Below are 23,390 nucleotides of genomic sequence, written 5' to 3' on the forward strand. Positions count from 1 at the left end.
CAAACGTGGAATGATAAATCATTCGCAAGAGACAGTGCTAGAGGATTCCAAGTATGGACCAGCGTCAGGTTGAATTGACAGCGTGGGTGACGCGGGCATTTGAGCAGTTGGGGCTGGATCTCGCCCCTGACTGGCGCCTGACGTCAGTAAGCGGAGACGCCAGCTTTAGGCGCTATTTCAGGGTTCATAGCCACAATCTGACCTGGGTTGCCGTCGATGCGCCACCCGAGACCGAGGATTCGCGTCAGTTTGTTGCGATTGCCCGGGCCTGGGCGCCATTGAATATTCATGTGCCACGTATTCACGCCTGTGATCTGGCCCAGGGCTTCATGCTGCAGTCGGATCTGGGCGATACCCTCTATCTGGATGTGCTTGATGCGAGCAATGCTGAAGCGCTCTATGCCAAGGCGCTGGTGTCGCTGACGCACATACAGCAGTGCGTCACGCTCGGGCGCGGTGTGGCGTTGCCCCGTTACGATGCAAAAATGCTCACCTTCGAGATGGGCCTGTTTCGCGAGTGGTTTGTCGAACAGCTGCTGGGGCTGGAGCTGGAAGCCGCCGAAGTGACCCTGCTGGATCAGCTGTTTGCTGCGCTGGCGGATTCAGCCCTGGCGCAGCCCCAGGTATGCGTGCACCGGGACTTTCATTCACGCAATCTGATGGTGAGCCGGGAAACAACGCCCGGCGTGATCGATTTTCAGGGCGCGGTCATTGGGCCTGTCACCTATGACCTGGTATCCCTGCTGCGCGATTGTTATATCGACTGGCCCCCCGGCAAGGTGTACGAGTGGATGGCTCGCTTCGGCCAGGTGCTGGCGCGCGAGGGGCTGATGGAAACCTACGACGATGAGCTGTTTCGCAGCTGGTTTGACCTGATGGGCATGCAGCGCCACCTCAAGGCTGTGGGCATTTTTGCCCGTCTGAAACTGCGTGACGGCAAATCGAATTACCTGGTTGATGTGCCCCGTACCCTGGGTTATATCCAGCAGGTGGCCGACGCCTACCCCGAATTTGATGCCCAGGCCCAGTGGCTGCGCCAGCGGGTCATACCGGCCATGGTGGCGTCGGGCCAGTTTGATGCCGATGCGATCAGGCGGTGGCTGCAACGATGAGAGCCATGATACTGGCGGCGGGGCTGGGGGCGCGGATGCGTCCGCTCACGCTGACCACGCCCAAGCCGCTGCTGCGCGTCGGCGGCAAGGCGCTGATCGAATACCATATAGAGCGGCTGGTGGCGGCGGGTTTTGACGAAATTATCATCAACCACGCCTGGCTCGGCGTTCAGATCGAGGCCTATCTGGGGGATGGCGCGCGCTACGGTGCCCATATCTGCTATTCCGTCGAAGGTGAACCGCTGGAAACCGGCGGCGGTATTTTTCGTGTGCTCGACTGGCTTTCCCCGCACGGCGGCCCCTTTGTGGTGGTAAACGGTGATGTTTTCACGGACTATCCGCTCAGTCGCCTGCCCCGCGCGCTCAACGGCGAGGCTCATCTGGTACTGGTGGACAACCCTGAACACAATCCCGCGGGTGATTTTGCCCTGGCACAGGGGCGTATCGAGGCTCAGGGGATGGAACGCTATACCTTTAGCGGGGTCAGTGTGCAGTCGGCAGCGCTCTATGCCGGCTGCACGGCCGGCGCCTTTGCGTTGGCGCCGCTGTTGCGCGATGCGATCGCGCGGGGGCGGGTGACTGGTGAATATCATGACGGCTGCTGGGTGGATGTGGGCACCGTCGAACGACTGCAACAGCTAGACAGGGATTTGAGGGAGAAGCACCCAGATGGCAATTAATCCGGAGCAATTCGGGGCAGGGCTGGCCGACAGCGTGCGTCAGCACCGTACCGGGCTGGTCATTGGTGGTCTGATTGGTCTGTTCAGCGGTGGGCTGTTCGGGCTGGTTTTTGGCGCTGGTATCGGTTTTATGCTGGATCGCTGGCTCAAGGGCAGCCTGCGACGCTTTAATCCGCGCGAGGCTTTTTTTCGCGCCACCTTTGCCGTGATGGGCAAGATCGCCAAGGCCGACGGCCGGGTAACGGAAAACGAGATTCGCTATGCGCGGGATGTGATGGCGCGCATGAATCTGGATCAGACCCGGCGTGAAGAGGCGATAGGCCTGTTCAACGAGGGCAAGCACGAGAATTTCGATATCGCCGAAGTGCTGCGGCCCCTGTCGGCGATGATTCGCTACAATGTGCCGCTCAAGCTGATGTTTGTTGAAATTCAGCTGCAGGCGGCGATGTCCGATGGCAGCATTAGCCCGGCGGAGCTCGCGCTGGTGCGTCAGGTATGTCAGCAGCTGATGATGACCGAGCGTGAAGTGGCGGCGCTGATCGCCCGCATGCAGGCGCAGCAGGCGTACGGCGAACACAGTTTTAACAGTCATCAGCAGGGCTTTGCCGAGCCGCAGCTGCTGAAAGATGCCTATGGCGTGCTGGGTGTGGGCGAGTCGGCGTCGGATTCCGAGGTGAAAAAAGCCTACCGCCGGCTGATGAGTCAGCATCATCCTGACAAGCTGGTGGCCAAGGGCTTGCCGGCGGAAATGATGCAGCTGGCCAAGGAAAAAACCCAGGAAATTCAGGCCGCCTACGATCGCGTCAAAAACGCCCGCAAAGCCGCCTGATAAAAGAAACAGCTTGATATGAGCTATCGGAGCCCGTTCGGGCTGAACGCGCCTGGGGGATTTAGCGCCCCGGCTGCTGCTCGGCGGGCTCAGCATCCTGGTTAACCATCGGCGGGGGCATCAGGTAGCGCTTGATGCGCCCGCGCACTTCGCGCACCAGCAGGGCGCCGTTATCGGCGGGCAGTATTTCCGGCAGTGTTCCCTGATGATAGCTTTCAAGCAGCGCCCGGCGCGCGCTATTGCCGCGCAGGCGGGCAGCCTCGCTCGCCATATAACTTATCTGATAAATATCCACTACCGGCAGGCTCAGCTCCGTCAGCAGCTGGGTCAGTTGGGGGGCGCCCTGCGCGGCGGGCTGGCGTGCATTCAGCAGGGCCAGACCTAAGCGGTGACTTTGCTGGAACTCCTGGGCGCAGAGTGCCGCCCAGGTCGCGCCCGTGCCAGTGCCCAGAAAGATCAGATAGTCGTGCTGGCGGGACTCAAGGTGTCGGATGGCGGCTTCGCATATCCGAATAACGCGCTCTGCATACAGCTCCATAGGTGTGATTTCGGTGTCCTGCGTTGTGGCATCGGCTGTGTTCTGCGGATCTGTCTGGTCGGTGACGCTGGGTTCTGCACCACTGACGGCTGCGCTGTTGCTGGATGAAAAACGGCGCGGCGGTACGGGCATGGCGGCGCTGCGCGGCAGCGCAACCGCCAGAGTATCCCAGTCGTGGCGCGCCAGGCCTGTGCGCAGCGGATGCAGATCCTGCGGCCAGTCCGGGTGGCTGTGCTCATCGGGCAGCAGAATCACGGCGCCGGTGGGGTCGGCCTGGCTGGCGGGCTGATAGAGCGTCAGGCTGCGGTCGCTGTTGGTTTCAAGCCAGTTGGCCTCGGTTTCCGGCGCCAGCGCCAGGGCGCGGGCCAGGTCGAGCATGCCCTGTTGCTGCGGTGTCGGCTCGACCCGTTCACGCAGGGCGACAGCTGGGCTGGCTTCGGGGTCGCTTTCGACAGTCGTCTGGGCAGTGGATGCAGCGGCCTGAGCCAGGGCGGCGGGCAGCAGGAGACTCAGGGTGAGGGCGCAGAGTATTGGCTTCATGTCCGGATTATTCAGAACTGCCCGGTCGCAGGCAAGGCCTTGCTTGGTTACAATAGCGCCGATTGAAAATTTCCTTCACAAAGAGTCTGACCATGGCCGATTACAAACTAGCCCCGTCCATTCTGTCCGCCGACTTTGCCCGCCTGGGTGAGGAGGTTGAAAATGTACTCGCGGCAGGTGCTGACATTGTGCACTTTGATGTCATGGACAATCACTATGTGCCGAATCTGACCATTGGCCCCATGGTCTGCAAGGCGCTGCGAAAGCACGGCATCAAGGCGCCTATCGATGTGCATCTGATGGTCAAGCCGGTCGATCGCATGATCGGCGAGTTTATCGAGGCCGGTGCCAGCTTTATCACCTTCCACCCCGAAGCCTCGGAGCATATAGATCGCTCCTTGCAGATGATTCGTGATGGCGGCTGTCAGGCAGGCCTGGTGTTCAATCCCGCGACACCGCTGCATTACCTTGACCATGTGATGGATCGGCTGGACATGATTCTGCTGATGTCCGTTAACCCGGGTTTTGGCGGTCAGAAGTTCATTCCCTCTACCCTCGACAAGCTGCGGCTGGTGCGCCAGCGTATCGACGCCAGTGGCCTGGATATCCGCCTCGAAGTGGATGGTGGTGTCGGTATTGGCAATATCGCCGAGATCGCGGCCGCCGGTGCCGATACCTTTGTCGCCGGTTCCGCCATCTTCAATACCGATGATTACCGCGCGACTATCGAAGCCATGCGTGCCGAGCTGGCGAAGGTGTCCTGATGCGCAGCCTGTTCGGAGGCAGTGACCCCGCGCTGGTGCTGTTCGATCTGGACGGCACCCTGGTGGATAGCGTGCCGGATCTGGCCCTGGCCATTGATCGCATGCTGGCGGCGCTCGAGCTTGAGCCTGCCGGCGTTGCACGGGTGCGGGACTGGGTCGGCAATGGCGCACCGACGCTGGTGCGCCGCGCCTTGCATGGGCAGCTGGATATAGCCGATGCCACCCTGCCAGTGGGGCGCTTCGAGCAGGCCTATGAGCTCTTTTTGCAGTTCTACGGCGAGTCCACCGCGGCACTGAGTGCACTCTATCCCGGTGTGAGCGAATGCCTGGATGGTCTAAGGGCGCGGGGTATTCGTCTTGGCGTTGCGACCAACAAGCCGATGCGCTTTACCGGTGACATGCTGCAGGGGCTCGGGATCGATGGCTACTTTGATGTGGTGATCGGTGGCGACAGCCTGCCCAGCTGCAAGCCGGATCCCGCCATGCTGCTCAGCGCCATCGAACAGTGCGGCGCCACGCCTGCCACTACCCTGATGGTGGGGGACTCGAGCAACGATATCCGTGCCGCCCGGGCTGCCGGGTGCAAGGTGGTGGGCGTGCCCTATGGCTACAACCACGGTGAACCTATCGAGGCCAGCGCGCCTGATCTGATAGTGGCGCGGCTGGATGCGCTGCTGTGAGTCGCTGTGGCAGCGGTTGCGCAGGCCCTCGGGCTTGCTATATCGTATGGTTCCAACATTCTGATTTGACTGACAACTTTCAGCCGTGAATCTATTCTTTGTGCTTCATCAAATGGGCTTTCGACTCGGCGTATTGCAGCTGGAGTCGCGCTGGCGATGGCGTCTGTAATTCCCGCCTGACACACCTTCATACCCACTTTTTGAGGCAGCAAAATGACGCCTGAACAGTTTTCCGATCTGGCCGCGCAGAATTACAACCGTATTCCGGTGATGCGCACCGTACTGGCCGACCTGGACACCCCGCTTTCCACTTACATGAAACTGGCCGACGCGCCCTACAGCTATCTGTTCGAGTCCGTCGAGGGCGGTGAAAAGTGGGGGCGTTACTCCATTATCGGCCTGCCGTGCCGTACCCTGCTCAAGGTCTGCGGCCATGAGGTCAGCATCAGTACCGACGGTTCCATCGTCGAGCAGCTGGAGGTGGAAGATCCGCTGGATTTTGTCGAGCAGTTCCAGGCCCGCTACCGGGTACCGGATCTACCCCATCTGCCGCGCTTCAATGGTGGCCTGGTGGGTTACTTTGGCTACGACACAGTGCGTTATATCGAAAAGCGCCTGGCGGCGACGGCCCCGCCGGATGTGATAGGCACGCCCGATATCCTGCTGATGGTGTCCGATGAGCTGGTGGTGTTCGATAATCTCAGCGGCAAGCTGATTCTGATCTGTCATACCGATCCTGCGCTGCCGGATGCACTTTCCCGTGCCGAAGCCAGGCTCGATGAGCTGGTGGCCAGGCTGCGCACCGCCACGCCGCGGCCGCCCGAGGCTGCGCCTGCGCGTCATGTTGATGAGACTGCGTTCAAGTCCAGCTTTGGTGAAGATGCCTTCAAGGCGGCGGTGGCCCGTATCAAGGAATACATCCTGTCCGGTGACATGATGCAGACGGTGATCTCCCAGCGCATGTCGATTCCCTTCGAGAGCCGGCCGCTGGATCTGTACCGCGCACTGCGCTGCCTGAACCCGTCCCCTTACATGTATTTGCTGAATCTGGATGATTTCCATGTGGTGGGGTCATCGCCGGAAATTCTCGCCCGGGTGGAGGATGGTATTGCGACCGTCAGGCCCATCGCCGGAACACGCCCCCGCGGTGAAACCGAGGCCGAGGATCGGGCGCTGGAGCAGGATCTGCTGTCGGACCCCAAAGAGCTGGCCGAGCATCTGATGCTGATCGATCTGGGGCGCAACGATGTGGGGCGCGTGGCCCGGGTAGGCGAGGTGCAGCTCACCGAGAAAATGGTGGTAGAGCGCTATTCCCACGTGATGCATATCGTCTCCAACGTGAATGGCCGCCTGCGCGATGATGTCAGTGCCATGGATGTGTTGCGTGCGGCCCACCCGGCCGGCACCCTCAGCGGTGCGCCCAAGGTGCGGGCGATGGAAATTATCGACGAGCTTGAACCGGTGAAACGCGGCGTTTATGGCGGCGCCGTGGGCTACCTGTCCTGGAATGGCAACATGGATACCGCCATCGCGATTCGCACTGCGGTGATCAAGGACAAAACCCTGCACATTCAGGCCGGCGCCGGTATCGTGGCCGATTCGGTACCCCAGAACGAGTGGGATGAAACCATGAACAAGGGGCGGGCCATTTTCCGTGCCGTGGCCATGGTGGAGCAGGGCCTCGATAACCTCTAACAGGCCTGCTGCTGCGCAGACCGCAGCACTGAACCCAAGACCGGAGCCCTGAGCTCCGGTTTTTTTTGCCTGTCTTTGTCTGTCGCTTGTCGGTATTCGAACCTGTGATGTTCCCTTGTTTCACCTGTGTGGCCGCGGGTTTTTGTGCTGCTGGCCTCATATGTCAATTAATAGGCTCCATTTGTTATTGTCCGATACGCGACTACGCGCGACACTGCATGACACTGACTTACCGGCCAGCGGCGCTTGAAGCGTATTTTTTTGTGGCTGGCATGCCCTATGGGCGAGCGAGTGTCCTGTTTGGTTCTATCCTTATGGCCAGGTAGGCACAAGTTCATGTTATCGATGCGGTCCGCCCCTTGCGGGTGTGGGCCTGGACAGTAATGCGAAAAGGCAGAACAGCATGAAAGTACTGGTAACGGTCAAGCGTGTCCTCGACTACAACGTCAAGGTACGCGTCAAGGCGGATCGCAGCGATGTGGATCTGGCCAACGTCAAGATGTCGCTGAACCCTTTCTGCGAGATCGCGGTGGAAGAGGCGGTGCGGCTCAGAGAGGCCGGCGTGGCGACCGAGGTGATCGTCGTCTCCATAGGCCCCAAGGCGGTGCAGGAGCAGATTCGCACGGCGCTGGCGCTCGGTGCTGATCGTGGTATCCATATTGAAACCGAAAACAGCCCCGAATCCCTGTCCGTCGCCAAGCTGCTGGCCAAGATCGTGGCCGACGAGCAGCCGGGTCTGGTGATTCTCGGCAAGCAGGCGATCGATTCCGACAACAACCAGACCGGCCAGATGCTGGCGGCATTGACGGGCCTGTCCCAGGGTACCTTCGCCTCTGAAGTGAAGATCGAGGGTGATGAAGCTCTGGTGACCCGTGAAGTCGACGGCGGCCTGCAGACCCTGGGTCTGAAGCTGCCCGCCATCGTTACCACCGATCTGCGCCTGAACGAGCCGCGTTATGCGTCTTTGCCCAACATCATGAAAGCCAAGAAGAAGCCAATGGAGGTGAAAACGCCGGCGGATCTGGGTGTGGAGCTGCGCGCGCACATCGAGCTGCTGAGTGTTGAGCCGCCGGCCGAACGCAAGGGTGGTATCAAGGTGAGCTCGGTGGCCGAGCTGGTGGAAAAACTGAAAAACGAAGCGAAGGTGATCTGATGGCGACCCTGATTATTGCGGAACACGATAACAGCATCCTGAAACCGGCCACGCTTAATACCGTTGCTGCAGCCGTTGCCATCGGTGGCGATGTGGCTCTGCTGGTGGCGGGTGAAGGCTGTCAGGCCGTAGCCGATCAGGCTGCAAAGGTTGCCGGCGTCAGCAAGGTTCTGCTGGCCGACAATGCCGCCTATGGGCATCAGCTGGCGGAGAACGTCGCGCCGCTGGTGGCAGAGCTGGCCAAGACCGCTGGCTTTGAGTATGTGCTGGCGCCGGCCACCACCACCGGCAAGAACCTGCTGCCCCGCGTGGCAGCCCTGCTGGATGTGGGTCAGCTGTCCGATATCGTTGCGGTCGAGTCGGCCGATACTTTCAAACGCCCGATCTATGCCGGCAACGCCATTGCCACGGTGAAGTCGCTGGATGCCATCAAGGTCATCACAGTGCGTGGCACGGCCTTTGACCCGGTGGCTGCTGAAGGCGGTTCTGCCACTATTGAAGCCGTGACGGCGGTACATGATGCTGCGCTGTCGCGCTTCGTCGGTGAAGAAGTCGCCAAGTCGGACCGTCCTGAGCTGACGGCGGCGCGTGTCATTATCTCCGGTGGTCGCGGCATGGGCAACGGCGAGAATTTCGCCCTGCTGGAAAAGGTTGCCGACAAGCTCGGTGCGGCCGTGGGCGCGTCCCGCGCGGCAGTGGATGCGGGCTTTGTACCCAACGACATGCAGGTCGGCCAGACCGGCAAGATTGTCGCGCCCGAGCTGTACATTGCTGTGGGCATTTCCGGTGCCATCCAGCACCTGGCCGGCATGAAGGATTCCAAGGTGATAGTCGCGATCAACAAGGATGAAGAGGCGCCGATCTTCCAGGTGGCGGATTATGGTCTGGTCGCAGACCTGTTCGAGGCTGTGCCTGAGCTGGAAGCGAGCTTGTAAAGCTTCCAGGTGGCGCTCTCGAGTTGCGGCCTGGTTGTCGGTCTGTTCGAGGCTGTGCCTGAGCTGGAAGCGAGCTTGTAAAGCTTCCAGGTGGCGCTCTCGAGTTGCGGCCTGGTTGTCGGTCTGTTCGAGGCTGTGCCTGAGCTGGAAGCGAGCTTGTAAAGCTTCCAGGTGGCGTTCTCGAGTTGCGGCCTGGTTGTCGGTCTGTTCGAGGCTGTGCCTGAGCTGGAAGCGAGCTTGTAAAGCTTCCAGGTGGCGCTCTCGAGTTGCGGCCTGGTTGTGTAGGTCTGTTCGAGGCTGTGCCTGAGCTGGAAGCGAGCTTGTAAAGCTTCCAGGTGGCGCTCTCGAGTTGCGGCCTGGTTGTAGGTCTGTTCGAGGCCGTGCCTGAGCTGGAAGCCAGCCTGTAATATTCAAGTATCTGTTCAACATTGTGCCTTCAGGGGCGGGCCTCAGTTGCCGGCCCCTGTTTTTTTGCCTGGTACAGCTATTTATTCATTTATCTATTTTTACAGACGCAATTTACCCACCCATTTTCTAATTCCACTACACAGCATAACAAGAGGTAAGTCCCCATGAGCGAAGCCGTGAACGCTGCTGAACGCGAATCGATGGAATTCGATGTGGTGATTGTAGGTGCGGGCCCTGCGGGTCTGTCCGCCGCCATTCGCCTGATGCAGCAGGCGCAGGACGCCGAACGCGAGCTGTCGGTCTGTGTGGTGGAAAAAGGCTCCGAAGTCGGCGCCCATATACTCTCGGGTGCCGTGATCGAACCCCGCGCCCTGGCCGAACTCTTTCCTGACTGGAAAGAGCGCGGCGCGCCCCTGACCACCGCAGTCACCGAAGATCAGATCTACCTGCTGGGTGATGCGACCTCTGCCCGGCGCATCCCCAATGCGCTGGTGCCCAAGACCATGCACAACCATGGCAACTATGTCGCCAGTCTTGGCAATCTGTGCCGCTGGCTGGCGGAGCAGGCCGAAGCCCTGGGCGTAGAGATCTTCCCGGGTTTTGCTGCCAGCGAAGTGCTCTATCACGCAGACGGCAGCGTTAAGGGTATCGCCACCGGCGACATGGGCATCGGCCACGATGGCCAGCCCAAAGACAGCTATACGCAAGGCATGGAGCTGCACGCCAAGGTCACCCTGTTCACCGAAGGTTGCCGCGGCCACCTGGGCAAGCAGCTGATCGAAAAGTTTGCGCTCGACAAGGACGCCGATCCGCAGCACTACGGCCTGGGGATCAAGGAGTTGTGGGATATAGACCCCGCCAAGCATCAGCCGGGCCTGGTGTTGCACGGCTCCGGCTGGCCGCTGACGGGCAAGGGGCAGGAAGGCACGAGTGGCGGCTTCTTCCTGTACCACGCCGACAACCACCAGGTGGTGGTGGGGCTGATCGTTGATCTGAACTACAGCAACCCCTGGCTGAGCCCGTTCGATGAATTCCAGCGCATGAAGCACCATCCGCTGTTTGCGCAGTATCTGGAGGGTGGCAAGCGCGTGTCCTACGGCGCCCGCGCCATCACCAAGGGTGGCTTCAACTCGCTGCCCAAAATGACCATGCCGGGCGCACTGCTGCTGGGCTGTGATGCCGGCACCCTGAACTTCTCCAAGATCAAGGGCACCCACACGGCGATGAAATCAGGCATCGTGGCCGCCGAAAGCCTGTTCAAAGCCCTGGGTGAAAACGACAGCGCCGGCCAGGATATCACCGCTTTCACCGATGCTTTCAAGGCCTCCTGGCTCTACGACGAGCTCTATCGCAGCCGCAACTTTGGCCCTGCGCTGCACAAGTTCGGCACTCTGATGGGGGGCGCCTTCAACTTCATCGATCAGAACCTGTGCGGCGGCAAGCTGCCCGTCACCCTGCACGATACCCGTGCGGATTATGCCCAGCTCCAGCCTGCGGCTCAGAGCCAGAAGATCGACTACCCCAAGCCGGATGGCAAGCTGAGCTTTGACAAACTGACATCGGTGTTCCTGTCGAACACCAACCATGAAGAAGACCAGCCCAGCCACCTGCAGCTGAGGGATGCCAGCATCCCCATTGGCACTAACCTGCCCACCTGGGCGGAGCCCGCGCAGCGTTACTGCCCGGCGGGGGTGTACGAGGTGGTGGAAGAGGCAAGCGGCCCGCGCTTTCAGATCAACGCCCAGAACTGTGTGCACTGCAAGACCTGCGATATCAAAGACCCGTCGCAGAACATCACCTGGGTGGTGCCAGAAGGCGGCGGCGGCCCGACTTACCCGAATATGTAGGGGCAAGGGGCGAGAAAGCGACCGGGCTACCGGTAATTGGTAATTGGTAAACCGGCAGCTTTCAGCCGTAAGCCGTAAGCTGACATCACGAATCACGAATCACGAAGATTGGTAAGTAGTCATTGGTAATTGGTGGATTGGTGGTGCACCGAAATTCGCCTGGGGCTCATTTCCCGGAATTCGTAAAATCAGGCTACGGTTGAGCGTGCCTGGCCGGCGCGTCTTGCTGTTTTTCCCCAAAGAGCGCACCTTTGCGGCGCTGAACTTATTTCGAAGGGGAATCTGATGAACTTCAAACGTCTGGAAACCTTTGTCTGGGTAGCGACCCTCGGAAGCTTCAGGAAGGCGGCGGAACGCCAGTGCACTACGCAGCCGGCGATCTCGTCGCGCATAGCCGCGCTGGAGGAGGAACTCGGCGCCAAGCTGTTTGTACGCGAGGTAGGGCCAGGCCCCGTCGCCCTCACGGCCAAGGGCAAGGAGCTACTGCCCTACGCCGAGAAGATCATTTTCATGTCGGAACAGCTGCGCAAGCGTGCCAACCTGTCACTGGCGCTGGGCGGCATTTTGCGCCTGGGGGTATCTGAAACCATCGTCCATACCTGGCTGCCCGATTTTCTGCGGTGCCTGCATATCGATATGCCCAATCTGGAAGTCGAATTGACCGTGGATGTGACCAGCAACCTGCGCATGGGCTTGCTGGAGCGCTCGCTGGATCTGGCCTTTCTGATGGGGCCCGTCTCGGACCCCAATATCGCTGACCTTGAACTCTGCACCTTCCCGCTGGTGTGGGTTGCCAGCCCCGGGCTGGATCTGCCGCAGCGGCCGGTGGTGCTCAACGAGCTGACGCGCTGGCCGATTATTACCTATGCCAGAAGCACCAAACCCTTTGCCGAGATCAGCCAGCAATTCCGGGCGCTGGACGGGCCGCCGGTGCGTTTTTTTTCATCCAGTTCACTGGCGGCCTGCCACCGTCTGACCCTGGATGGCGTGGGTGTCTCGACCTTGCCAGAGGTCATGATCACCGCGGAACTGGCCGCCGGTACCCTGAAAAGGGTCGAGGTAGACTGGACGCCCAGCGCCCTGGCCTTTACGGCCTCCTATCCTACAGTGCCGTGCAATCCGCTGGCGGAGCTCGCGGCACAGATGGCGGTTAGGGTAGCCACGACCGCCGTAACGGCTTAGTTGATCAATTTTTTTTATTAACATGGCAATAAAATGATAATTAGAAATTTTTTCTGACTGGAGTAGAGTCTTTAGCAGAAGACACAATAACAAGACCAGCAGAGGTTCCCGCCATGTCCAGGTTGCAACGCAGTCTGTCCGATTACAAAGAGCGCCTGCTGGGCGAATCCAGTGCCTTGCGTCAGGCTATTCGCCGCGGCGAGCACAGTGCCATGACCAGCGGCCTGGCGCCGGGTCTGGTGCAGGGCAATCTGGTTATTCTGCCCGCCGACTGGGCCGGTGACTTTCTCACCTATTGTCAGAACAATCCGGTTTCCTGTCCGCTGATCGCCGTGTCCGAGGTGGGTAATCCGGCCCTGCCGGGCCTGGGGCTGGATATCGATATTCGTCACGACGTACCCGAATACAATATTTTTCGCGACGGCGAGCTGGTTGAAACCCCGACGGATATCGCTAGCCTCTGGCAGGATGACATGGTGGCTTTCGTGCTGGGCTGCTCGTTTTCCTTTGAAGATGCCCTGCAGCAGGCCGGCCTGTCGGTGCGCAATATCGACATGGACCTGAACGTTTCTATGTACCGCAGCAATATCCCGACCGTGCCCGGTGGGCGTTTCCACGGTGACATGGTGGTGTCCATGCGGCCTTTCATCGCCAGCGACGCCATTCGCGCGGTACAGGTCACCACCCGGCTGCCCAAGGCCCACGGTGCGCCTGTGCATCTGGGTGATCCATCACTGATCGGTATTGCAGACCTGGCCGCGCCTGACTTTGGCGATGCGGTTGAGCTGCGTGGCGATGAGCTGCCTGTTTTCTGGGCCTGCGGTGTGACGCCCCAGGTGGCCGTGGGCAATGCCAAACCGCCTATCTGCATCACCCATGTGCCCGGCAAGATGCTGATCACCGATCTTCTTAATGCAGAACTTGCGATTCTCTGAGGCCTGCACGCTGCAGCGCCACCTTTCCCGGTAACCCAGTGAGCTTTAATGCCGACAGCTATTATTGATAGCAGGAATGTTGTCGTCCAGAGGTAATCGTTATCCGGCTCAGGATGAGATCCGGTACTTTTTAATAACAATGAAAACTGGAGCATCAAGATGAAAAAATTAGCCAGCGCCATGCTGCTGTTGGGTACCCTTGCGACCTCTGCGGTTCAGGCCGACAAGTGGCATATGCCCACGCCCTACGCCGATGCCAATCTGCCGACCCAGATCGCGCGTGAATTTGCCGAGGAAATCAAGGCCAATACCGCCGGTGAACTGGATATTACCGTGCATTCGGGCGCTTCCCTGGTGAAGCATCCGGAAATACCGCGGGCGGTGAAAACCGGTCAGGTGCAGCTGGGGGAGGTCTTTATTGGCATCATGGGTAATACCCATCCGGTGTTCAAACACGACAATATTCCGTTTCTGGCCACCACCTTTGATGATGCCGAGAAACTCTGGGCGGCGGCCCGGCCCGAAGTCGAAAAGCAGCTGGATAAAGACGGCATGACCCTGCTGTACACCGTTGCCTGGCCGGCCCAGAGCCTTTACACCAAGGCGCCGGTCAACCGGCTGGAAGACCTGAGTGGCCTGAAGATGCGCGCCTATAGCCCGTCGACTTCCCGCCTGGCGGATTTGATGCATACCACCCCGACCACTGTGCAGGTGCCGGACATTCCCCAGGCCTTCAGCACCGGTATTATCGACGCCATGATCACGTCACCCTCCACCGGCGTGAACGGCCAGGCCTGGGATTACCTGGAGCACTTCACCGATGTGCGTGCCTGGATTCCCAAGAACGTGGTGGTCGTGAACAAGCGGGCGTTCAAGCGTCTGGATGACAAGACCCGCCAGATTATTCTGGATGCCGCCGCCAAAGCCGAAAGCGAAGGCTGGAAGCGTGTGCGTGTCACGGCGGCCGAGGATACCAAAACCCTGGCCGAGAACGGTATTCAGGTGGCAGAGCCTTCCGCCGAGCTGATGGCTGAACTGCAGACGATCGGCGACATCATGATCGATGAGTGGAAGGCCGAGTCTCCGGATGACGTTGGCGCCATCCTCTCCAGCTACCGCTAGTAATTTCAGTGTCACAGGCTCCGATTGTGGAGCCTGTTCAGCGAGGCGCCTGTTATGCACTCACTTCGAGAAAAACTGTATCTGGCATCGGGCTACCTGGCGGGCTTTTGTCTGGTCGTCATCATGCTCATCATCCTGGCCCAGATAGTCGGTAGGCTGTTCGGCTTTATCGTGCCCTCGGCGGAAGACTTTTCCGGCTATGCCCTGGCCGGCGCCACCTTCCTCGGCCTGGCCTATACCTTTCACGAAGGCGGGCATATCAGGGTTACGCTGCTGATTCAGCGCTGCTCGTCCCGGGTGCGCTTCCTGCAGGAATTACTGGTACTGCTGTTTGCCCTGGTGCTGGTTAGCTACATGACCTGGCACTGCATCTATATGGTGTGGGAGTCCTACGTCTTCGAGGAAGTCTCCTACGGCTATATTCCGGTGCCTATATGGATTCCGCAGGTGCCACTGGCGCTGGGAATGCTGGCGCTGAATCTGGCCATTCTGGATAGCCTTGTCTGTGTCGTGAAAGGGCGGGTACCGGCCTATCAGACCCATGAGAATGAACTCAATCTGGAGGAAGTCTGATGGATATGACGCTGCTATCGATTGTACTGGCCGTCAGCATGCTGCTGATGCTCGCCATGGGTATCTGGGTGGCGCTGGCGCTGACAGGCGTGGCGGTGCTGGGGCTCATGCTGTCCGGCAACGACCAGATCGGCCTGCTGTTCGCCACCTCCAGCTGGGGCGCCAGTACCTCCTGGTCTCTGACCGCCTTGCCGCTGTTTATCTGGATGGGGGAGGTGCTGTTTCGCACCCGCCTGTCGGAGGACCTGTTCAAGGGGCTGTCGCCCTGGCTGAGTGGCCTGCCGGGCAAACTGCTGCATGTGAACGTGCTCAGCTGTGGCATCTTTGCCGCCGTATCGGGTTCTTCCGCCGCCACGGCCGCCACCATTGGCCGCATGACCCTGCCGGAACTCAAGGCCCAGGGCTACAGCGAGCGCATGGCGGTGGGAACCCTGGCCGGCTCCGGCACCCTGGGGCTGCTGATACCGCCCTCCATTATCCTGATCGTGTACGGCGTGGCCGCCGAGGTGTCGATTGGTCGGCTGTTTATCGCCGGTGCCTTGCCGGGCTTGCTGCTGATGGTGCTCTTTATGGGCTATACCATGGTGTGGGCGCTGCTGAACAGGGATGAGCTGCCGAGCAACACTTCCGACCGCGTACCCTTTATCGTCAAACTGAAGGCGCTGAAACAGCTGCTGCCTATTGTCGCCCTTATCGGCTTCGTGCTGGGCTCCATCTATGGTGGCCTGACCACACCGACCGAAGCGGCTGCACTGGGGGTTTTCGGTTCACTGTTTCTGGCCCTGGTGACCGGCAGCCTGGATCGCGAGAGCTTTCTCGGCAGTCTGCTGGGGGCGGTAAAGAGCTCCTGCATGATCGGGCTGATTCTGGTCGGTGCGCATTTTCTGACGCTGGCCATGGGCTTTCTTGGCATCCCCGGCGCCCTGGCGCAGTGGATTGGCGACATGGCGCTCTCGCCGGTGGTGCTGTTGATGTCACTGACGCTGCTCTTTGTGGTACTGGGCTGTTTTCTGGACGGTATCTCGGTGGTGGTACTGACTGTCGCTGTGGTTCTGCCCATGGTGCAGCAGGCCAATATCGATTTGCTCTGGTTCGGTATCTACATAGTGCTGGTGGTGGAAATGTCCCAGATCACGCCACCGGTGGGTTTCAATCTGTTTGTGATTCAGGCGCTCACTGGCAAGGACATCCTCTACGTGGCCCGGGCGGCACTGCCGTTCTTCCTGCTGATCCTGTTTGCCATAGTGCTGATCAGCTGGTTTCCCGAGATCGTGACCTACCTGCCGACGACCATGTCGCAGCGCTAGTGATATAACGTACAGGGGCTGTGCCGCCTGGCGGTACAGCCCTGCATCAGCCTGGATTAATTTTCTGATCTTGCCCTGTTCTGCGCACCCTTGCGGGGCTACGGCAAGGCTGTGCCTGGAGAAACTCAATGAAGCTCAATTGTGACATGGGTGAAAGTTTTGGCAGCTGGGTGATGGGCATGGACGAACAGGTAATGCCCTTTGTCGATATGGCCAATATCGCCTGCGGTTTCCATGCCTCGGACCCGCTCACCATGGACAGAACCGTCAAGCTGGCCCTGGTCAGCGGCGTCAGTATTGGTGCCCATCCCGGTTATCCCGACCTGCTGGGCTTTGGCCGGCGCGATCTGCAGTGCTCGGCGGATGAGCTGCGCGCGCTGATTGTCTATCAGATTGCCGCCCTGGACGGCATCTGCCGCGTGAACGGGGCTTGTATCGATTATGTAAAACCCCACGGTGCGCTCTATAACCGCATGATCGCAGACCCGGCCACCATGGCGGTGGTGATGCAGGCGGTACTGGATTACGCCCCGCGGTGCCCACTGGTGATCATGGCCACGCCCGATGCCGAGCGCTTTCGGGCCCAGGCTGCAACGCTGGGGCTGACACTCTGGTTCGAGGCCTTTTCGGATCGCGCCTACGACGACCAGGGGCGGCTGCTATCCCGCTCGGTGCCAGGCGCTGTGCATCACAGCTGTGAGGCGATCGAGCAGCAGGTAACGCAGATGATCAATGATGGCAGTGTTACCTCCATTAATGGCGTGCGGGTGCCCATCCAGGCCGACACCCTGTGCATTCACGGCGACAATCCGCTGGCGCTGCAGGTGGTGCAGCGGCTGCAGTTCCTGAGACCTGGCCGATGAAACTGGAAAGCGTTAACGAAAACACTCTGCTGATCAGCCTGGGTGACGAGATCTGTGATGCCATCGCCCAGCGCGTGCGCCTGGTGCTGGATGGCATTCGCCGCGAACTGGCGGAGTGTGTGATCGATCTGGTGCCATCCTATACCTCGATACTGTTGAGCTTTGATCTGCGCCGGATCGACCACCTGGGCATGCAGTCCAGACTGCGGGTGCTGATGCAGCGGCTGGAACTCGCCGATGATAGCCCTCTGGAGGTGCGCGAGCTGGTATTGCCGGTCTATTACGGCGAGGAAGTGGCGCTGGATATGGCTGCGATCTGTCAGCATCTGGGGTTGTCTAGCGATGAGGTGATCGCCCTGCACAGCAGTGTCAGCTACCGCGTTTATGCGATTGGCTTTAGCCCGGGCTTTGCCTTTCTGGGCAATACAGACCCGCGCCTGTGCATGCCCCGCAAGACCACGCCACGACTGAAAGTACCCCGCGGCAGCCTCGGTATTGCCGACAACCAGACCGCCATCTATCCCAGTGTTACGCCGGGGGGCTGGCAGCTTATCGGCCGCACACCGCGGCAGATGATCGACTGGAACAGCCGTTCGCTGGCGCTGATGGAAGTCGGTGATCGGGTGCGCTTCGAACCGGTGTCGAGGCAGGAATACCTGAGTCTGGGAGGGCAGTTCGATGAGCTTTGAGGTTATTAATCCGGGCATTCTGAGTCTGTTGCAGGATGGCGGGCGCTTTGGCTATCAGCACCTGGGGGTCACCAGCGGCGGCCCTATGGATGAGCATGCCTTTGTCTGGGCGAACCATCTGCTGGGCAACGCGCCGGGTGCTGCACAGCTCGAAATCACCTATGGGCTGCTGCAGCTGCGTTGCCAGGCCGATAGCTGCATCGCCCTGGCGGGGGCGGACCTGGGGGCGCGTATCAACGGTGCGCCGCTGGCACCCTGGTGCACGCGGCGGGTGCGCAAAGGCGACGAGATCACTTTCGCGACCCCGGTTACCGGACTGCGGGCTTATCTGGCGGTGCCGGGGGGCTTTCAGGCCGAGGCGCGCCTGGGCAGTTGTGCCACCGTTTGCCGCGAAGGCTTGGGCGGTGGCGATGGTACCGGCGCCAAGCTCAAGGCCGGGGATATCCTGCCCTTTGAGCCAAACCGCACGGCGATTGACGCCCGGGTGCCCGCCTGGGCCATCCCCGACTACGACAGCCCGCTGGAGCTGGGCGTGATGCCGGGCTATCAGCATGATGAGTTCGATATAGTGCAGCGCACGAAATTCTTTTCCGCCAGCTATAAGGTGAGCCAGAACATGGACCGCATGGGCTATAGGCTCAGCGGCGATGCGATTCAGCCCAGGCGCAACGGCATCATTTCGGAAGGCATCGCCTTTGGCGCCATCCAGATTCCCAGTGATGGCCAGCCCATAGTGCTGTTACGGGATCGCCAGACCATCGGCGGTTATCCCAAAATCGGCTGTATCAGCGCCCTGGGGGCGGCCCAGCTGGCCCAGCGCGGGCCCGGTGCCCGGGTGCGTTTTCGCCCCATGGATGTGTCCGAGGCCGAAGCCCAGCGCATGATCTTCAATCACAGCTTCGGGCTTTGATGTCTGAATAGCTTTACCTCCTGACGTCGTCCTTAACGCCTGAATACTATCGGGGCAGAGCATGAAAATACCTATGGATGCCAGCACATCTCAGATGCCCGCGCCTGCGCGCATCGTCCGCAGTCAGTTCCTAGTCCTCAGGCCGGGCGAGCAAAACCTGAGGCTAGCGGTTGCGGGGCAGGGGGCGCCTATGACCCTGTCGGCGTTGCTGCCCATCGTTGAAAACCTGGGGGTTGATGTCATTAGCTCCGCCAGCACGCAGCAGCATGGCGACTGGGTGATTGAGCTGAGTCTGCAGCCCCGGGGTGCGCAGCTGGTAGGGAGTCGGGCGATGCAGCAGCAGTTCTGCCAGACGCTGCTGGCGGTATCCACGGATGAGGTGGATAACGATGGCTTCAATAACCTGATTACCCTCTGCGCGCTGGATTTGCGCGGCTGTATTCTGCTACGCGCTCTGGCCCGCTATCTGCTGCAGATCAAGCTGCCCTTCAGTCAGGCCTACATGCAGGGCGCACTGTGCCGTTATCCGCAGTTGGCCCGCGCCATGGTGGAATATTTCCATCTCAAATTCGACCCCGCCGCCCAGGGCAGTGAGGGTGATCTCGAGAGCGCGCAGCGGGCGCTGCTGGCCCAGATCGACGGCGTGGCCTCGGTGGACGACGACCGCATCTTCACAGCCTTCGTTGATGTGATCTGTGCCACGGTACGCAGCAACTTCTTCAATCCCGCGGTCTGGGCCGACCCGCAGCGTTGCCTGGCGTTCAAGCTGTTGCCGGGGCGCATCCGCAATATGCCCAAGCCCGTGCCGGCCTTCGAAATCTTCGTTTTCGGCCCCACCGTGGAAGGGGTGCACCTGCGCGGTGGCAAGGTGGCGCGGGGCGGTCTGCGCTGGTCCGAGCGCATGGAGGACTACCGCACAGAAGTGCTGGGGCTGGCCAAGGCGCAGATGGTGAAGAACGCCGTGATCGTGCCCACCGGCGCCAAGGGCGGTTTTGTCTGCAAGGCGCTGGGCACCGATACTGAACCGGCTCTGCGTGCAGCCAAGGTGCGCCTGGCCTATTCGGCCTTTATCCGCGGCCTGCTGGATCTCACCGACAACCGTGTCGATGGCCAGGTGGTGCCACCGCAGCACCTGGTGCGCTATGACGCGGATGATAGCTACCTGGTTGTGGCCGCCGACAAGGGTACGGCGAGTTTTTCCGATCTGGCCAATGGCATCGCCGCCGAGTACGACTTCTGGCTCGGCGATGCCTTTGCTTCCGGCGGCTCCAAGGGCTACGACCACAAGAAAATGGGCATTACCGCCCGCGGAGCCTGGGAGTCCACAAGGCGGCTGTTTCGCGAGCTGGGGCTGGATACCCAGCGTCAGGCGTTCAGTGTCGTGGGTATCGGCGACATGTCCGGTGATGTGTTCGGCAACGGCATGCTGCTGTCGAATCAGATCCGTTTGCTGGGAGCCTTTAACCACCGGCATATCTTTGTCGATCCGACGCCCGATCCTGCTACGTCTTTTGCCGAACGGCAGCGGCTGTTCGGCCTCGAAGGCTCGGCCTGGAGTGACTACGACGCAGCCCTGATATCCCCCGGTGGTGGCGTGTTCTCCCGCCAGAGCAAGAAAATCCCCCTGAGCCTGCCCATGAAGCAGGCGCTGGGCATCAGCGATGAAATTGCGTATCTCTCGCCCGACGCGCTTATCGCAGCGCTGTTGCGCGCGCCTGTGGATCTGCTGTGGAACGGTGGCGTTGGCACCTATGTGCGCGCCAGCGACGAGACCGATCTCGATGTGGGGGATCGCATCAATGACGGCCTGCGCCTTGCCGCCACCGAGCTGCGTGCCCGGGTGGTGGTGGAGGGTGGCAACCTGGGGCTGACCCAGCGCGCCCGTATCGAGTTCGCCCGCCGTGGCGGCCTGATCAATACCGATGCCATCGACAACTCGGCCGGGGTCGACTGCTCCGATCATGAGGTCAATATCAAGATTCTGCTGGATCAGCGCGTGCGCGCGGGCGTCATGGCGGCGCCGGCGCGGGATGAGCTGCTGGATGCCATGACCGATGAGGTGGCGGCGCTGGTGCTGCGCAACAACTACGCCCAGAGCAAGATGCTGAGTCAGTCCAGCCAGACGGCGGCGGCCTTTATCGGCAAGCATGCGCAGCTGATCCAGTTGCTGGAGCGCGAAGGCCGGCTGGACCGCCAGCTCGAATGTCTGCCGGACGACGCTGAAATTGCCGAGCGCATCGCCCGCCAGGAAGGCCTGAGCCGGCCCGAAATTGCGGTATTGCTGGCTTACAGCAAGAGTCGGCTGTTCGAAAAGCTTATCGATACCGACCTGATCGACGACCCTATCATTGCCGAATCCCTGCTGCAGTATTTCCCGGCCCTGTTGCGGGACAACTACCGCGACGATATTGAGCATCACCCGCTGCGCAGGGAAATACTCGCCGCCCAGCTGACCAACCAGGTCATCAATCGCATGGGGTCGAGCTTCTGCCTGCTGTTGCTGGAAGAGGTTAAAACCGACTGCGCCCGCTGGATTCGTTCCTATGCGGTGGCGCGCGAAGCCCTGGGTATCGCCGATCTGGCGCGGGATATCGATGGGCTGGATGCCGGCATCAGCAACCGGCAGCAGATGGATCTGCAGCTGCGCATGCATCATCCGGTGGAGCGGGCGACCTACTGGCTGCTCAAACATGCGGACTGGTCGCAGCCGACAGCGGTGATCGCGGCGCGTTTCCGTCGGGCTATCGACGACACCCGCGGGCGTATGCCTGGCATGGATGGCGCGACCCAGGGGCCTCATGGGTTGCTGGAGTCCAGGGTCGCCGAGCTTGAGCGGCTGTATTTTGGCTTTGATATCGCCGCCATCGCCCAGCAGGCCGGATGCGACGTGCCAGTGGCCGCCAGCGCCTGGTTCTGCCTCAACGACTCTCTGGATCTGTTCTGGCTGCGCCGCGCCCTGGACAGCTTGCCTGCGTTCGACAAATGGCAGCGCAAAAGCAAACAGCAGCTGAGCGAGACTCTGGATGCCGCGGTGCGACGCCGGGTGCTGGCGCTGCTGCAGGCCAGCGGCGCCTGTGGCGGCGAGGGTGAGTTTGCTGACCTGATCGAAAGCTGCGCCACGCTTGGTGAGTTGCGGGGCAGCGTCGCTGAAGCGAAATCCCAGACGGGTCAGCATCTGGCGATGATGAGCTGTCTGGTCAATCAGCTGGGTGACTGACGCAGTAGACTAGCTGTGCCCGTATGAATGGAATCATTGGGGCCTGCGTCTTGTGGCTGGGGCCTGCCTCCAGCAAGCATCGACCGCTGTCGGTTCTTTACAGCCCCAAAGCGCAGCACGGATTGCGATGCTGCGTTTTGGGTCCTGGCCCTCATTGTTTTGCGCTTTAGCAGCCCTGAACATAACCAATGAAGGAAGCAGCCTGCTGCGCCTGGGCACTTGTGTTGTCGGGCGGCTTTGGTTTAAGGTCGCCATAGGATTTTCAGTTGCTACAAGGAATGTAGTCTGTGTCAAAGCGATCAGATACACCTGAGTCCTGCCGGGAAGGCAGGGATTCCGGCCTTCATTATTTACGCCCAGTTGCCTGTTGCCGGCAATTTCCGCCTGATCCAACCCTGTTTAAAGCTCGTTTGGCGACAAGGCACCATACAGGCGCTGCCGGGAAAACCCGGGTGCTGCGAAATTCCTTGGGCGTTGTACGGAGCATTAGTCCCAAGGTGTTAATCCGTTACTGCATCGCTGGATTTCATCGGCGCAATACAGAGCGCCTGAAGGCCCCCAAGGCTGTCCCGGATACGGCTCATCTATGCGATAGAGGGTGTGAATGCCCTGACTTTTCAGCTTTCTGGTGACGGATATGCTGATACGTATTCTAAACGGCTTGCTAAGCAGTTTTAAGACTCTGTTTTATATCGCCTTTGGTGTGGCCGCCGTTTTGTTTTTCGGTGGTTTTGTACTGTATCTGTGGCAGGAGTCTGGCTGGTACAAGCCATCAGTCAAAAGCAAAGACTACATATTTGAAGTGGAAAATCACCGATTTATAATACCCAAAAACTACATGTGGTCTTATAGCAAAATCAGAGATGGGGTCGTATATGAGCCTAACTTGCATTAACTCTATCCCAATTTTGAACCAATGAACGAAAGTAATGAGAAAATATTTAAAACCACAGGCCTTAGCGAAGGGAAAAAAATATTATTCTATTTCAAAAGCTATAATAGCTCCAAGGCGGTAAATCAAATAATCAATGAGCATTTAATTAACCATGTTCTACCGGAAACAATAAATACCTTGGGTGAGTTTGAAATATATGACAGTCGTAATAAAGGGTATGAATTCATCATACTAAATAATAACAGTAAAGATAAACAGTACTTCAGCTGCATGAAAGATGGTTACGCTTCCTATCCGTCTTGTAATACCCGATTCAATTTCAGTCCTGAGGTCATGATACTGGTCACTTTTCCACGGCCGCTGCTGGATGATTGGGTTAATATCAGATATGGGCTGGTGCAGCTGGTTACAGGCTTCAATACAGCCTACGAAAAGACCACGGCTATGCAGAGTGAATCTCGATATGAGTGATGCTTCATTGTTTATCAAGAAAATTATTTTCTTAATTATTGGTCT

The 23,390-nt window shown here is 59.7% G+C and carries 20 protein-coding genes; 19 read left to right on the forward strand and 1 reads right to left on the reverse strand.

The genetic code is table 11. From position 1 onward, the window contains the following. Positions 1 to 53: 53 nt before the first annotated feature. Genes A8C75_RS04530 through djlA form a run of 3 tightly spaced genes read left to right on the forward strand, consistent with a single transcriptional unit; the run spans position 54 to position 2,621 of the window. Entirely contained in the window at positions 54 to 1,112 is a 1,059-nt protein-coding gene (locus tag A8C75_RS04530; RefSeq protein WP_067378736.1) for an aminoglycoside phosphotransferase family protein, read from the forward strand. Next, positions 1,109 to 1,792 carry an N-acetylmuramate alpha-1-phosphate uridylyltransferase MurU gene (gene murU, locus A8C75_RS04535; RefSeq protein WP_067378739.1) on the forward strand — a complete coding sequence of 228 codons (684 nt, stop codon included), beginning with the start codon at positions 1,109 to 1,111 and terminating at the stop codon, positions 1,790 to 1,792. The genes A8C75_RS04530 and murU overlap by 4 nt, the downstream gene beginning before the upstream one ends. Next, positions 1,782 to 2,621 carry a co-chaperone DjlA gene (djlA, locus tag A8C75_RS04540; protein WP_067378742.1) on the forward strand — a complete coding sequence of 280 codons (840 nt, stop codon included), beginning with the start codon at positions 1,782 to 1,784 and terminating at the stop codon, positions 2,619 to 2,621. Before murU ends, djlA begins: the two co-directional genes overlap by 11 nt. Before the next feature lie 61 nt (positions 2,622 to 2,682). Here the strand turns inward: djlA and A8C75_RS04545 are convergent, their stop codons facing one another. Then, positions 2,683 to 3,699, reverse strand: a complete 1,017-nt coding sequence (locus A8C75_RS04545; protein WP_067378745.1) for a DUF3530 family protein — start codon at positions 3,697 to 3,699, stop codon at positions 2,683 to 2,685. Positions 3,700 to 3,791: 92 nt separating this feature from the next. Here A8C75_RS04545 and rpe point away from each other — a divergent pair, with 92 nt between their 5' ends. The 16 genes from rpe (at position 3,792) to A8C75_RS04630 (ending at position 23,345) form a co-directional block, all read left to right on the forward strand. Beyond that, positions 3,792 to 4,463: a ribulose-phosphate 3-epimerase gene (gene rpe, locus A8C75_RS04550; RefSeq protein ID WP_067378748.1), complete on the forward strand. Its 672-nt coding sequence runs from the start codon at positions 3,792 to 3,794 to the stop codon at positions 4,461 to 4,463. Continuing rightward, positions 4,463 to 5,143: a phosphoglycolate phosphatase gene (locus tag A8C75_RS04555; RefSeq protein ID WP_067378751.1), complete on the forward strand. Its 681-nt coding sequence runs from the start codon at positions 4,463 to 4,465 to the stop codon at positions 5,141 to 5,143. Before rpe ends, A8C75_RS04555 begins: the two co-directional genes overlap by 1 nt. Before the next feature lie 213 nt (positions 5,144 to 5,356). After that, entirely contained in the window at positions 5,357 to 6,838 is a 1,482-nt protein-coding gene (gene trpE / locus A8C75_RS04560) for an anthranilate synthase component I (protein WP_067378754.1), read from the forward strand. 403 nt (positions 6,839 to 7,241) lie between these two features. Next, entirely contained in the window at positions 7,242 to 7,991 is a 750-nt protein-coding gene (locus A8C75_RS04565; RefSeq protein ID WP_067378757.1) for an electron transfer flavoprotein subunit beta/FixA family protein, read from the forward strand. Further along, positions 7,991 to 8,926: an electron transfer flavoprotein subunit alpha/FixB family protein gene (locus A8C75_RS04570; RefSeq protein ID WP_067378760.1), complete on the forward strand. Its 936-nt coding sequence runs from the start codon at positions 7,991 to 7,993 to the stop codon at positions 8,924 to 8,926. Before A8C75_RS04565 ends, A8C75_RS04570 begins: the two co-directional genes overlap by 1 nt. Positions 8,927 to 9,498: 572 nt before the next feature. Then, positions 9,499 to 11,181: an electron transfer flavoprotein-ubiquinone oxidoreductase gene (locus A8C75_RS04575; RefSeq protein WP_067378762.1), complete on the forward strand. Its 1,683-nt coding sequence runs from the start codon at positions 9,499 to 9,501 to the stop codon at positions 11,179 to 11,181. Between the two features lie 285 nt (positions 11,182 to 11,466). Next, a complete protein-coding gene (locus tag A8C75_RS04580) occupies positions 11,467 to 12,363 on the forward strand; it encodes a LysR family transcriptional regulator (protein WP_067378765.1) in 897 nt (298 codons plus the stop codon). A gap of 113 nt (positions 12,364 to 12,476) precedes the next feature. Beyond that, positions 12,477 to 13,298 (forward strand): putative hydro-lyase, encoded by an 822-nt coding sequence (locus A8C75_RS04585; protein ID WP_067378769.1) that lies wholly within the window; start codon positions 12,477 to 12,479, stop codon positions 13,296 to 13,298. A gap of 159 nt (positions 13,299 to 13,457) precedes the next feature. Further along, entirely contained in the window at positions 13,458 to 14,420 is a 963-nt protein-coding gene (locus tag A8C75_RS04590; protein WP_084783762.1) for a TRAP transporter substrate-binding protein, read from the forward strand. Positions 14,421 to 14,474: 54 nt separating this feature from the next. Continuing rightward, the gene (locus tag A8C75_RS04595; RefSeq protein ID WP_067378775.1) at positions 14,475 to 14,993 is read left to right on the forward strand and encodes a TRAP transporter small permease; all 519 of its coding nucleotides are present in this window, start codon (positions 14,475 to 14,477) and stop codon (positions 14,991 to 14,993) included. Further along, positions 14,993 to 16,300, forward strand: a complete 1,308-nt coding sequence (locus tag A8C75_RS04600; protein ID WP_193788187.1) for a TRAP transporter large permease — start codon at positions 14,993 to 14,995, stop codon at positions 16,298 to 16,300. Before A8C75_RS04595 ends, A8C75_RS04600 begins: the two co-directional genes overlap by 1 nt. 128 nt (positions 16,301 to 16,428) lie before the next feature. Continuing rightward, entirely contained in the window at positions 16,429 to 17,163 is a 735-nt protein-coding gene (locus A8C75_RS04605) for a 5-oxoprolinase subunit PxpA (RefSeq protein WP_067378780.1), read from the forward strand. Then, positions 17,160 to 17,852: a 5-oxoprolinase subunit PxpB gene (gene pxpB, locus A8C75_RS04610; RefSeq protein WP_067378783.1), complete on the forward strand. Its 693-nt coding sequence runs from the start codon at positions 17,160 to 17,162 to the stop codon at positions 17,850 to 17,852. The genes A8C75_RS04605 and pxpB overlap by 4 nt, the downstream gene beginning before the upstream one ends. Next, positions 17,842 to 18,762 carry a 5-oxoprolinase subunit C family protein gene (locus A8C75_RS04615; RefSeq protein ID WP_067378785.1) on the forward strand — a complete coding sequence of 307 codons (921 nt, stop codon included), beginning with the start codon at positions 17,842 to 17,844 and terminating at the stop codon, positions 18,760 to 18,762. The genes pxpB and A8C75_RS04615 overlap by 11 nt, the downstream gene beginning before the upstream one ends. 61 nt (positions 18,763 to 18,823) lie before the next feature. Next, positions 18,824 to 21,979, forward strand: a complete 3,156-nt coding sequence (locus tag A8C75_RS04620; RefSeq protein ID WP_084783764.1) for an NAD-glutamate dehydrogenase domain-containing protein — start codon at positions 18,824 to 18,826, stop codon at positions 21,977 to 21,979. Positions 21,980 to 22,895: 916 nt separating this feature from the next. Further along, positions 22,896 to 23,345, forward strand: a complete 450-nt coding sequence (locus A8C75_RS04630; protein WP_067378794.1) for a hypothetical protein — start codon at positions 22,896 to 22,898, stop codon at positions 23,343 to 23,345. Positions 23,346 to 23,390: the final 45 nt, after the last annotated feature.

It is taken from the genome of Marinobacterium aestuarii (assembly GCF_001651805.1).
GTDB classification, from domain to species: Bacteria; Pseudomonadota; Gammaproteobacteria; order Pseudomonadales; family Balneatricaceae; genus Marinobacterium_A; species Marinobacterium_A aestuarii.